The following is a 13597-nucleotide window of genomic DNA, read 5'->3' as shown; positions in this document are numbered from 1 at the left end:
ACAAAATGGACAGGTTTATTAGAGTATCTTCAATTTCTCATTAAGAGAAATCCGGAATAGTGCTTCTATCGAATTGAGATAAATAGGTCAATTTAAATTGAACCGATTGTCTGCCTATGCAATTCAAATTTTCGAATTATCTAATTTACAAATTATCTAATTGAAAAGCCATGCCACTATATCATAAACTTGGGGATTTCCCTCAAAAAAGACACACCCAGTTCGAAAAACCAAACGGCGGATTTTACTATGAACAATTGTTTGGGACAGAAGGTTTTCACGGACATTCTTCTCTTTCTTATCACGTTCACAGACCAACGCAGGTTAAAGAAATTTTAAACTCATATTCGGTTGAACCCAAAATTGCAATTGGCAAAAACATAAAATCGCTTCTTTTTAAAGGTTTCGAATTAAAACCCGAAAATGATTTTCTGGACAGCCGTAAAGCCATGCTTGTCAATAAAGACTGTATTATTGGTCTTGCTGCACCAAAAGAATCCCTTAGAAGTTATTTCTACAAAAACGCCGATGCCGATGAAATGCTTTTCATCCATAAAGGAAAAGGAAAGTTAAGAACCATGTTAGGAAATATTCCATTTGAATATGGTGATTATTTAATTATTCCACGCGGTATTATTTATCAGATAGAATTTGAAACAGAAGAAAACCGTCTGTTTTATGTCGAATCTTACACTCCTTTTTATACTCCAAAACGATATAAAAATCAGTCAGGCCAGCATTTAGAACATTCTCCGTTTTGCGAGCGTGATTTTATTTTACCAAATGAACTGGAAACGCACGATGAAAAAGGTGATTTTTTAATGAAAATTAAAAAAGAAGGCATGCTTCACGAAGTGGTTTATGCAACTCATCCTTTTGACGTTGTGGGTTGGGACGGATATAATTTCCCATACGGATTTTCAATTCATAATTTCGAACCTATAACGGGACGTGTTCATCAACCGCCTCCGGTACATCAAACATTTGAAACAGCAACATTTGTTGTTTGTTCTTTCTGCCCTAGACTTTATGATTATCACCCAAAAGCTATTCCAGCACCATACAATCACAGTAATATAGATTCTGACGAAGTCATATATTATGTTGATGGCGATTTTATGAGCCGTAATAACATTGAGCAGGGACATATTACTTTACACCCAAAAGGAATTCCTCACGGACCAGCACCGGGAGCAATGGAACGAAGCATTGGTCACAAAGAAACTCAGGAATTAGCCGTAATGGTGGATACGTTCCGCCCATTAATGATTACCGAAGAAGCTATGGGATTGGATGATGGTCAATACTACAAGTCATGGACTGAGTCTTAATTAGTAAATGTGTCAATTAGAAAATATGCCAATTTGAGAATTAAATAACTAAATGTGTGATTTTAAACTTACAAAATAAATTATCTCATTGACACCATTCTCAAATTATCTAATTAAGCCAAATCACTTTTAACGAAAAATATAAAGACAACGCTCTTTTAATTAAAACTTTCAATTTCGCATTAAACATTATTTATTATACAACAGAACTTCAAGAACAAAAAAAGTTTGTTATTACGAATCAATTATTAAAAAGCGGTACATCAATTGGAGCAAATTCAAAAGAGTCTCAAAATGCAGAAAGTAAAGCTGATTTTATTCATAAATTAAAAATTACAATTAAAGAAGCAGACGAAACTGAATATTGGTTGTTTTTGTATGATGCATATAAAGAATATCCTAATTGCAAAGAACTTATAGAACAGTTATCAGAAATTTTAAATAAAATAATATCAACATCAAAGATGAGTTCAACTAGATAATGAGATAATTTGTCAATGTACCAATTTCAACATTGCGTAAATAATTATCTAATTGACACATTTTCTAATTAAAAAATCATGAGCAAAGAAGTAAAATCAGTAGAATACGGATTAGAAAAAATATTCGAAGGAGCGCAGGATTTCCTTCCGTTATTAGGAACCGATTATGTAGAATTTTATGTAGGTAATGCCAAACAAGCTGCACATTATTATAAATCTGCATTTGGATACCAGTCATTGGCATACGCCGGGCTGGAAACCGGAGTAAAAGACAGAGCGTCTTATGTTATCAAACAAGATAAAATAAGAATTGTTTTGACAACGCCTTTAACGGCTGATTCTCCAATCAACGAACATTTAAAAAAACATGGTGACGGAGTAAAAGTTGCCGCACTTTGGGTTGAAGACGCAACAAAGTCTTACGAAGAAACCATGAAACGCGGGGCACGATCTTTTATGGAACCAACCGTTGAGGAAGATGAATTTGGTCAGGTAGTTCGTTCCGGAATTTACACTTACGGAGAAACGGTTCACATTTTTGTAGAAAGAAAAAACTATAATGGTGTTTTTCTTCCAGGTTACAGAGAATGGAAATCTGACTTTAACCCGGAATCAACAGGATTAAAATACATCGACCACATGGTTGGAAATGTAGGCTGGAATGAAATGAATACCTGGGTAAAATTCTACGAAGATGTTATGGGATTTGTAAACTTTTTATCTTTTGATGACAAACAAATTACCACAGAATATTCTGCATTGATGAGTAAAGTAATGTCAAACGGAAACGGAAGAATTAAATTCCCAATTAATGAACCAGCCGAAGGAAAGAAAAAATCTCAGATCGAAGAATATTTAGATTTCTATGGCGGACCCGGAATTCAGCATATCGCTATTGCAACAGATGATATTATTAAAACAGTTTCTCAACTAAGAGCACGCGGCGTAGAATTTTTATCTGCTCCTCCGCATACTTATTATGAAGCAATTCCGGAAAGACTGGGAGTTCATATGGATATGATGAAAGAAGATTTGAACGAAATCGAAAAACTGGCCATTATGGTAGATGCCGATGAAGACGGTTATCTTTTACAAATATTTACAAAACCCGTTCAGGACAGACCTACTCTATTTTTTGAAATTATCCAAAGAATGGGGGCAAAAGGATTTGGAGCAGGGAACTTTAAAGCTCTGTTTGAGTCAATTGAGAGAGAACAGGAATTGAGAGGAACTTTATAAAAATGCGATATTTTTACATTATGCTAAAAAAAACTCTGTAAACTGATGATTTATATGCAAATGTTATGTTAAACTTACTATTTGCTATTTTATTTCTCGACTTTCTATCTATCTTTGCACTCGCAAATCAAGAAGGGGTGGTTTCCTTCTGAATTGATATAAATTTCATAATTTATAGTTTTTTGGTTAGTTAATAGCATAAAAACTCAGTCATCTTTGACTGAGTTTTTTTGTTTAGGTACATTTGGAATAGAATTTGCATTTATTTACCTTTATAATGAAATGTAAAAATTGTACTATGAAAAAGCTTGTCCTCATCATACTAGTTTTAACGGCCTTTGGCTTCGATTCGCAGAAAGAAGACGCCTTTGGAACAGGAGAATATTTTAAGTTCAGGATCCATTACGGGATCGTAAATGCAGGATATGCAACACTTGAAATTAAAGACGCCACTATAAACAACAAAAAAGTTCATCATGCGGTTGGTAAAGGCTACACAACCGGAATGTCTAAATTCTTCTTTAAAGTAGAAGATCTTTACGAGAGTTATTTTGACAAAGAAAATGGAAACCCGTACCGATTCGTCAGGAAAATTGACGAAGGCGGTTATACCAAAAATCAGGAAGGCTTTTTTAATCAAAGCGACAACAAAGTTCTGGTTAAGGATTACAAACGAAAGACGGAAAAAACAATTGTAACTACTGATAATGTACAGGATATCGTTTCGTCTTTTTACTTTTTAAGGAATCATCCAAATATCGATAAATTAAAATCAGGAGAATCCATTACCATCGACATGTTCTTTGACGATGAAATCACAAAATTTAAGTTAAAATATGTAGGTCGTGAAGATATTACAACTAAATTTGGAAAGGTTTCTACCATGATTTTTAAACCACTTGTACAAACAGGAAGGGTTTTTAAAGAAAAAGAAAGTTTAACGCTTTGGATTACAGACGACGACAACAAAGTCCCTATTAGAATCAAAGCAGATCTTGCCGTAGGATCCCTGAAAGCAGACCTTGATGAATATAAAGGATTGAAAAATCCGTTAAAAGTTAAAAGTAAATGAATCTAACCGATCATTCAGAATCAATTTTAAATGAAATTGATCTTAAATTTAAAGCTATAAATCAAAAAACTGAAGTTCAGTTAGAAGGATTGCTTTGGTCAAAACCTATTACCTATTGGGATTATATCCAGACTGATGCTCTTCTAAATTTACAAACACAACGCACAACACTTCCTGATGAAATGGTATTTATTATGTATCATCAGGTAAATGAATTACTCTTTAAAATGATTTTGTGGGAAATCGACCAGATTGCAGACACACAAAATATTCAGGTTGATTTTTTCAGCGAAAGACTTTCAAGAATTACACGCTATTTTGATATGCTGACGAATTCATTCAGTATTATGGAAAACGGAATGGAAGTTGAGCAATACATGAAATTCAGAAACACCCTTACACCTGCAAGCGGATTTCAAAGCGCACAATACAGAATGATCGAATTTGCTTCGACGGATGTCATCAATTTAACAGACCGCAGATACAAAGCAAATTTTGACGAAAATACAGATCTTGAAACCAGTTTTGAACATTTGTACTGGCAGGCTGCCGGAAAAGATTATCACACCGGCGAAAAATCATACTTATTAAATGAGTTTGAAAAAAAATACAAAGATCAGTTCTTGCGGCAAATGGCTTCTTTTAAAACAAAAAATATCTGGCAGAAATTTACACAACTGCCAATTGAAGACCAGCAAAATCCTGAATTGATCAAAGCTATGCGCCATTATGATCATACTGTGAACATTACATGGGTTATGCAGCACCTGAATACCGCTATTAAATACATTTTAGAAAGCGGAAAAGGCAACGGCGAAGCAACCGGCGGAAGCGACTGGCAAAAATATATGCATCCAAAATACCAAAGACGCATCTTTTTTCCTAAATTGTGGACCGAAGAAGAATTGTCCAATTGGGGGAATGATTAACCCACTTAATTCCCCAGAAAAAAAATTAAAAGTTTGAAAAAAGCAGTCGTAATTTTAATAGTCTTGTTTTCTATTTTCTCATGTAATAAAAAGGAAGAAAAAATAGTTGAAAACAAAATTACCAAACCCAAAACCAAAAAAATAGAGTTCGGTTTTAATTACGCTGATTTTAATATTGTTAATGACACCATATCAAAAGGAGATTCATTTGGATCTATTTTACAAAGCCAGAATATTGGAGACAAAAAAGTGCACAATATTGTAGAACAGGTTAAAGACTCCTTTAATGTTCGGTCTATTCGTTACAACAAACCCTTCACTTTACTTCGTTCAAAAAACAAAACCAATAAACTTCAGGTTTTTATTTATCAGCCGGATGCTTTAACGTATTACGTTGTCGATTTGCGCGACAGTATTGCGAAAGCTTATAAAAAAACAAAACCGGTTACTTTAAAAAGAAAAATTATTGGAGGTGTTTTAAAAAGTTCATTATCTGAAACCTTAGGAAACGAAAGTGTCGAAACCGCATTGGCCAGCCGAATTACAAAAGTATTTTCGTGGTCTATTGACTTCTTTAAACTAAAAAAAGGCGATCGTTACGGATTAATTTTCACGGAACGGTTTATAAATGGAAAAACGTATGACGGCGTTGAAGACCTGCAAGCCGCCTTTTTTGAATATAAAGGAAAAATAGTTTACGCTTTTCCTTTTGAAAAAGACACACTTTCCGGAAAAGTAGAATATTATGATGATGAAGGAAAAACACTTAAAAATTTCTTCTTAAAAACACCTATTAAATTCAGCCGAATCACTTCGAGATTTACCATGAACAGATTCCATCCTGTGCAGCATACCTGGAAAGCGCACAAAGGTACAGATTATGCCGCTCCAACAGGAACTCCAATCTCAACAACAGCATCCGGAGTTGTAGAAACAACCGGATATACGGCAGGAAACGGAAATTTTGTTAAAGTAAAACACAACGGAACCTACTCTACCCAATATCTACATATGTCCAGAATTTTAGTAAAGCGCGGTCAGCGTGTTACACAAGGACAAACTATTGGATTAGTCGGCAGTACAGGTCTGGCATCCGGTCCTCACGTTTGTTACCGATTCTGGAAAAACGGCGTTCAGGTAGATGCACTCCGACTAAATTTACCAACCGGAGAATCTTTAACCGGAAATGACAAAACCCGTTTCTTAAAACAAATGGAGCCTTTAAAAAGAGAGTTAGACAGTATTGGAAATCTTTAATTGCATCAGATTATTTGTAAACTTTAAATTTTAAAAATTAAGAAGTCATGAAAAATTCAAGAATTGAATCAATTTTTAATGAGACATTTTCAGGCTTAAAATTATTTTACAGAGACACGACTCTTCCTGAAAACTTAATCGCAAATTACAAAGTTGGTCAAATAATAAAGGAAAGAGCTTTTACAGATATGACGCGTTTGGGCGGAGGAATTTCCGGTAATTTGAGATACTTAATTGCCAGTGCCGACGCCAAAGATTTATCGGTCTTCAATCCTAACTCGGCAAAAATCGGGCATTACCTTTTGTCTTCAAATACATTTTTTAAAGTTTTGGACATTCGGGAAGATGACCATAAAACACAGATTTTTCTTTTACATATTCCTGAAAATTCTATTCCTCTTTTTAAGAACTCAACTTCAAATATTGAAGAAGAAATTATTGAAAAAGCAAAAAAACGCTTTCGCGAAAAAATCGATGCTGCTTTGATTCCGGAACTTCAGACAGAAGACTGGAAACAAAGAACCCATCTGCCAATTGGGATGAGTGAAACAGGCGAACTGTTTTTTGATGATTCTAAAATAAAATTCGAATCTTTAAAAAGAATAGAAATCAATAAAGCAGGAAAAACCGAGGAAGTTAAAAAGCCGTGGTGGAAGGTTTGGTAAAACTTAATTCTATCAATTGAACCGATCAACTCTAAAAACACATGACCGAAAACTTTACTACTTTTAGAAAATTTCCAACATTAGATCAGGCAAAAGAACTTGAAATATTATTAAACAAAAACAATATCAAAACATTCTTAGCCGATAATTTACCACCCGTTGACGTTACTTTTTCAGGAAGCACCTTACAAAATCAATATGAAGTAAAAATTGAAGCGGCTGATTTTGAAAAAGCCGAAAACATTCTGGAAAAAGACACAGAAAATATCCTTAACGAAATAGACAAAGATTACTATCTCCTGAGTTTTTCAGATGAAGAATTATACGAAGTTCTTTTAAAGTCTGACGAATGGAATGTTTTTGATTATAAGTTAGCTCAAAAAATACTTACCGAACGAGGCAAAGCTATTGATCCTGAAATGTTGGCTGCCCTCAAAAAAGAACGCTTACAAATTCTGGCTAAACCAGAAGAAAATCAGAAACCTTGGATAATTGCGGGTTATCTATTTTCACTTTTGGGAGGCGGAATTGGAATTGTTATAGGATATTCGCTTTGGAAATCTAAAAAAACACTTCCAAATGGAGAACGCATCTATTCGTACAATGAAAATGACCGCAAACATGGCAAGACTATATTTATCATCGGTTCAATTATTTTTCCATTTGTTGTCTTAATTAAAATCTTAAATCTATCCGGCTTATAGGCTTAATCGTTTTCGCAACTTATTGTTATATAATCATGAACCTGTAAGCTTTTAAAAAGTTATTTCAGTATTTTTGTGTATCTAAAAACAACAATCAAATAATTAAAATAAAAATGGCTTTAAACACTACAAACCCAACCGGGACTGAAGCGTGGAAAAATCTGCAAAATCATTTTAACGCAAATCACGGAACTACTATACAGGAATTATTTCAACAAGATAATGCACGTGCTGAAAAATTTCACTTACAATGGAATGACTTTTTAGTTGATTATTCTAAAAACAATATCAGTAAGGAAACAGTTTCTTTATTACTAGAGCTTGCTAATTCAGTTGGATTAAAAAATGCAATTGCTGATTATTTTGGAGGAGAATTAATCAACAAGACAGAAAACCGTGCAGTTCTTCACACCGCTTTACGTGCTCCGGAAACGGCAGTTATTAATGTAGACGGAGAAAATGTAATTAAAGAAGTTTACGAAGTAAAAAACAAAATCAGGAATTTTACAAACGAAGTGATTTCGGGTGAAAGAAAAGGATACACAGGAAAAGCTTTTACTGATATTGTAAATATTGGAATTGGAGGTTCAGATCTTGGTCCGGTTATGGCTGTTGAAGCTTTACAATTTTACAAAAATCACCTAAATACACATTTCGTTTCTAATGTTGACGGGGATCACGTAAACGAAATAATCAAAAAATTAAATCCGGAGACTACTCTATTTTTAATTGTTTCTAAAACTTTTACTACTCAGGAAACACTTTCAAATTCTGAAACTATCAGAGAATGGTTTTTAAAATCAGCTTCTCAGGAAGATATCGCAAAACATTTCGTAGCGGTTTCAACTAACATTCAAAAAGTAACTGAATTTGGAATCAATCCTGACAACATTTTCCCAATGTGGGACTGGGTTGGCGGAAGATTCTCTTTATGGAGCGCCGTTGGTTTAAGCATTGCTCTTGCAATTGGTTTTGACAATTACAACCAGTTATTAGTTGGAGCAAATGAAATGGACGAGCATTTTAAATCGGCTGAATTTGACCAGAACATTCCGGTAATTTTAGCTTTACTAAGTGTTTGGTACAATAATTTTTATGGTGCCGAAAGTGAAGCTTTAATTCCTTACACTCAGTATTTATCAAAACTAGCTCCGTACTTACAGCAGGCAACGATGGAAAGTAACGGAAAAAGCGTTGGCCGTGACGGGAAGCCGGTAAACTACCAAACCGGGACTATTATCTGGGGAGAGCCGGGAACGAATTCACAACATGCTTTCTTTCAGTTAATTCACCAGGGAACAAAATTGATCCCGACAGATTTTATCGGATTTGTAAAACCTCTTTACGGAAACGAAGATCATCATGATAAACTAATGTCAAATTTCTTCGCACAGACAGAAGCTTTAATGAACGGAAAAACACCTGCACAGGTTCAGGCCGAATTTGACAAACAAGGTCTTGCTGCAGAAAAAGCTTCTTATTTATTACCTTTTAAAGTATTTACAGGAAACAAACCAACCAATACAATTTTAATCCAAAAACTAACTCCAAAAAGTTTAGGATCGTTAATTGCTTTGTACGAACATAAGATTTTTGTTCAGGGCGTGATCTGGAATATTTTCAGCTTTGACCAGTGGGGAGTTGAATTAGGTAAGCAGTTAGCAAATTCAATCTTAGACGAAATCAATTCTAAAAAGGTTAAGAACCATGACAGCTCAACTTCATTTTTACTTAATCATTTTTTAAATAATAAATAGTTTACAATTCTGTAACAGACTAAAACGCCTTATTTTAACTTTAAATAAGGCGTTTTTTCGTATAAACGCATCTCAAAAATTACAAAATTTAACGATAATTGCAGGTTTTACACTACAAATCAATTCATAAAATTACATATTTAACAATTTTGAAGCAAAAAAAATCAACAAATCGCTATTTTGTTTAACAAAAAATCAAATAATCATTTTAATATTCAATACTATACGCAAAACGATTTATTCTTAACATTTTGATAACATTAACTGATTTTAATGTTATAATTTTGCCAAAAACAATAAACTTAATAACAAAATGAAGAAAATGAAAAATTGGTTACTGACTGGACTATTTTTTATGATAGTTTCGACCGTATTTTCTCAAGGTAAAGTGACTGGTACAATCACCGACGGAACGGGAGCACTACCAGGCGCTAACGTAGTCATCAAAGGATCGTCTACGGCAACTTCTACCGATTTTGATGGTAAATTTACCCTCAATTCAACAACAAATTCAGGAGAAATTATTATTTCTTACTTGGGTTATCAAGACCAAACTGTAAAATTTACAGTTTCAAATGGTTCATCTACAAACGTAGGAACTATTGCTTTATCTTCTAATTCTAATGAATTAAGTGAGATAGTTGTTAAAAGTACAGTAGTCGATATTGCAAAGGACAGAAAAACTCCTGTAGCAGTTTCAACTATTAAAGCAGCTGAAATTCAGGCAAAATTAGGATCTCAGGAATTCCCTGAAATTCTTGCTAACACTCCTTCGGTATACGCTACAAAAGGTGGTGGTGGATTTGGAGATTCAAGAATTAACATTAGAGGATTTGACCAAAGAAACATTGCCGTAATGATTAACGGGGTTCCTGTTAACGATATGGAAAACAGTTCTGTTTACTGGAGTAACTGGGCTGGTTTATCAGACGTAACTTCTGCAATGCAGGTTCAAAGAGGTCTTGGATCTTCTAAATTAGCTATATCATCTGTAGGTGGAACTATTAACGTTGTTACAAGATCTGCAGATATGAAAGAAGGAGGAACAGTAGCGCTTACAACTGGTAATGACAATTACTTTAAAAGCCTTGTTTCTTACTCTACAGGAAAATTAAGCAATGGTCTTTCTGCTTCTGTTTTATTCAGCAACACTATTGGTGACGGATATGTAGACGGAACTAAATTCTCAGGTCAAAACTACTTTATTGGAATTGGTTATGCTTCAAAAAATAACAAACACGATTTCCAATTTACTTTTACAGGGGCTCCTCAATGGCACCACCAAAGAAGTTTCGCTAATACTTTAGCTTCATACATTCAGTATGGTAATCCTGCTGAAAACAAACCAAACATTAAATACAACTCAGACTGGGGGTACAAAAACGGTGAAGAGTATTCTTGGGCAAGAAACTTCTACAGCAAACCTGTAATGTCTCTTAACTACGATTACACAATCTCTGAAAACACAAAATTATCATCAGTATTATACGCTTCATGGGGAAGAGGTGGAGGAACAGGAAACATTGGAAGAAGTCCTTTCGCTTTTAAAACAGAAGACGGTTTAGTTCCTTTTGATGAATTCGTAAAATACAATACAGGACAACCAAACACAATTGGAGCACCATTAACTCCAAATGCTAACGGTGAATATGTAGTAAACAGTACTACAGGATTTACAAGAAGAGCTTCTATCAACTCTCATGACTGGTACGGTGCTGTAATCAACTTAAACCAAAAATTATCAAAGACATTAACTCTTGATTTTGGTATTGATGCAAGAACATATACAGGATACCACTTTAGAAATGTAACTGACAGATTAGGTGCTGATGTATATTTCGATAACAAAAGTGCTACTTACAAACCAGACGGAAGATATTTATACGAAACATATTCTGCTAGTCCAAGTTTCAACCCTTTCACTAACGTAAAAGATCAGGAGAAAATTGAATATGATAACAATGGTTACGTTAACTGGTACGGAGCATTTACTCAATTAGAGTATTCTGGAGAAAACTTATCTGCTTTCGTTCAGGGAGCAATCTCAAACCAGGCTTTCCAAAGACAAGATACTTTCCTTTACCTGCAATCAGATCCGTTATACAAAACAGATACTAAAAACATTACAGGAGGAAACGTTAAAGGGGGTGCAAACTACAACATCAACGAATACCACAATGTATTTGTAAACGCTGGATACTACTCTAAACAACCATTCTTCAATGCAGTTTATCGTAACAACCAATCAGTTGCATTCGATACTCCAAATGAAAAAGTTTTAGGACTTGAGGCTGGATACGGATTTAGATCTGCTAAAGTAAACGCTAACTTAAATGCTTACTACACATCTTGGAAAGACAGATACCAAAGATCTACAGATCCAAGCAGTACTAACAGAAATGGATATTTTGATGCGTTAGGAGTAAATGAGCTTCATACAGGTATCGAACTTGAGGTAAATGCAAAACCAACTCCACAATTAAGCTTAAACGCAATGGTTTCTGTTGGACAATGGAAATATGAAGGTAATGCTACTTACAATAAATTCGACCAAAACAATGCTCCTTTAGAATCAGGAACTTTATATCTTGATGGTGTAAAAGTTGGTGATGCTGCACAAACAACTGCAAGTTTAGGTGCTGCTTACGAAATTATCGAGCGTTTCAGTGTAGATGCAAACTACAGATACACAGATCAGCTTTATGCTGCAATTGAGCCAGGAAGATTCTCAGCTGAAAACCACAAAGGAACTTTAGAGCTTCCATCTTACGGATTAATGGATGCTGGTGTTTCTTACAAATGGTTAATTGGAAACTCAAACAAAACGTCTTTAAGTTTCAGACTTAACGTAAACAACGTTTTAAATGAGGTTTACATCTCTGAATCAAAAACAAACATCTTTGCAGATGATAATATAAACGCTGCAAACCCTGCTCTTGGAACATATGCTTCAAACGGACAAATGTACCGTGGTATTGCAACAGGAAACCAGGTATACTTTGGATTCGGAAGAACATGGAATTTCAGCATGAGATTCAACTTCTAAAATTTAGAATCTAAATAAATAGTAAAAACGGCATTGACTTTTAAGTCCAATGCCGTTTTTTTTTGGTCCTTTTTGCTATATTTGTTTTTAACAAAAAAACACAGTTTATGTATAATTTTATAAAAGAGTTTCATTCGGGCTGGGCGTATTTAGCATTACTTCTTTTAGCGTTCGCCGTTATAAATGCCATTCTCGGTTTTACTTCAAAAAAAGAGTTTACAGCTAAAGACCGCAAAATAGCTTTGTTTGCTTTAATCGGAACACACACGCAATTACTAATTGGTTTGATCCTTTATTTTGTTTCTCCGTTGGGAAAAGATTCTTTAGGACAAATGTCAAACGCAGCGTTAAGATTAACTTCTTTAGAGCACCCGCTTATTAACCTTATTGCCATCGTTTTAATTACTATTGGATGGTCTAAACATAAAAAACTAATCAACAGCGAAGCTAAATTTAAAACATTCGCTATTTTTTACGGATTAGGATTATTACTTATTTTAAGTAGAATTCCTTGGAACCTTTGGTTCTAAAAAACTAAAAAAGTCCTAAAATTGTAGGACTTTTTTTATAATGGCATATTATTTGTACAAACTCCCCAAGTCTGAAAAAAATAACCCATGAAAAAGAAAAAACACCTTATTCTCTACACGCTTACAACAATTTTAATTAGTTGTTTTACAGTTACAAGCCAAACCAAACCTACCACTGAACCTAAAATTCAGGATACTGCAAAAATCATAAGGCCAAACATTATACCTTTACCTGTAGAAGATTCAATATTCACTGACAAAGGATTAAAACTAAAACCTTACAAAAAAAACGCACACGCCTCGTATTACTCAGATAAATTTAACGGTAGAAAAACCGCAAGCGGAAGCCGTTTCAACAACAGTAAATACACCGCTGCACATAAAAAACTTCCTTTTGGAACAAGAGTTAAAGTCACTAACGAAGCCAACGGAAAATTTGTAATTGTAAAAATTACTGACCGCGGTCCATTCGTAAAAACGCGCGAAATAGATCTTTCAAAACGAGCTTTTATGGACATCACCAAAAATAAAGGTGCCGGCGCTATGAAAGTTACAATTGAAACTATAATAGAATAAAAAAGAAAT

The 13597-nt window shown here is 34.3% G+C and carries 12 protein-coding genes; all 12 read left to right on the top strand.

Translation table 11 applies throughout. The features are described from left to right. Positions 1-170 precede the first annotated feature (170 nt). The 12 genes from OZP11_RS15990 to OZP11_RS15935 all read left to right on the top strand — a co-directional run bounded on the left by OZP11_RS15990 (position 171) and on the right by OZP11_RS15935 (position 13588). Entirely contained in the window at positions 171-1331 is a 1161-nt protein-coding gene (locus OZP11_RS15990; protein ID WP_281231555.1) for a homogentisate 1,2-dioxygenase, read from the top strand. A 122-nt stretch (positions 1332-1453) separates the two neighbouring features. Further along, positions 1454-1813, top strand: a complete 360-nt coding sequence (locus OZP11_RS15985) for a four helix bundle protein (protein ID WP_349293781.1) — start codon at positions 1454-1456, stop codon at positions 1811-1813. A gap of 78 nt (positions 1814-1891) precedes the next feature. Then, positions 1892-3052 carry a 4-hydroxyphenylpyruvate dioxygenase gene (gene hppD, locus OZP11_RS15980; protein WP_281231554.1) on the top strand — a complete coding sequence of 387 codons (1161 nt, stop codon included), beginning with the start codon at positions 1892-1894 and terminating at the stop codon, positions 3050-3052. Between the two features lie 298 nt (positions 3053-3350). Further along, positions 3351-4124: a DUF3108 domain-containing protein gene (locus tag OZP11_RS15975; RefSeq protein ID WP_281231553.1), complete on the top strand. Its 774-nt coding sequence runs from the start codon at positions 3351-3353 to the stop codon at positions 4122-4124. Further along, positions 4121-5053 carry a tryptophan 2,3-dioxygenase family protein gene (locus OZP11_RS15970; RefSeq protein WP_281231552.1) on the top strand — a complete coding sequence of 311 codons (933 nt, stop codon included), beginning with the start codon at positions 4121-4123 and terminating at the stop codon, positions 5051-5053. The genes OZP11_RS15975 and OZP11_RS15970 overlap by 4 nt, the downstream gene beginning before the upstream one ends. Positions 5054-5086: 33 nt before the next feature. Further along, a complete protein-coding gene (locus OZP11_RS15965) occupies positions 5087-6310 on the top strand; it encodes a peptidoglycan DD-metalloendopeptidase family protein (protein ID WP_281231551.1) in 1224 nt (407 codons plus the stop codon). Positions 6311-6357: 47 nt separating this feature from the next. Then, positions 6358-6975: a hypothetical protein gene (locus tag OZP11_RS15960; protein WP_281231550.1), complete on the top strand. Its 618-nt coding sequence runs from the start codon at positions 6358-6360 to the stop codon at positions 6973-6975. 41 nt (positions 6976-7016) lie between these two features. Beyond that, entirely contained in the window at positions 7017-7679 is a 663-nt protein-coding gene (locus OZP11_RS15955) for a hypothetical protein (protein ID WP_281231549.1), read from the top strand. Positions 7680-7792: 113 nt separating this feature from the next. Beyond that, positions 7793-9436 carry a glucose-6-phosphate isomerase gene (pgi, locus tag OZP11_RS15950; protein WP_281231548.1) on the top strand — a complete coding sequence of 548 codons (1644 nt, stop codon included), beginning with the start codon at positions 7793-7795 and terminating at the stop codon, positions 9434-9436. 313 nt (positions 9437-9749) lie between these two features. Next, positions 9750-12482 (top strand): TonB-dependent receptor, encoded by a 2733-nt coding sequence (locus tag OZP11_RS15945; RefSeq protein ID WP_281231547.1) that lies wholly within the window; start codon positions 9750-9752, stop codon positions 12480-12482. A gap of 107 nt (positions 12483-12589) precedes the next feature. Next, positions 12590-13012, top strand: coding sequence for a hypothetical protein (locus OZP11_RS15940; RefSeq protein ID WP_281231546.1), 423 nt, complete (start codon positions 12590-12592; stop codon positions 13010-13012). Between the two features lie 87 nt (positions 13013-13099). Next, complete coding sequence (locus OZP11_RS15935) at positions 13100-13588, top strand: septal ring lytic transglycosylase RlpA family protein (RefSeq protein WP_281231545.1); 489 nt, start codon at positions 13100-13102, stop codon at positions 13586-13588. Positions 13589-13597: the final 9 nt, after the last annotated feature.

The organism is Flavobacterium gelatinilyticum (assembly GCF_027111295.1).
Classification (GTDB): domain Bacteria; phylum Bacteroidota; class Bacteroidia; order Flavobacteriales; family Flavobacteriaceae; genus Flavobacterium; species Flavobacterium gelatinilyticum.
The sequence above is the reverse complement of the archived record's forward strand: the minus strand, read 5'-3'. Positions and strand labels throughout refer to the sequence as shown.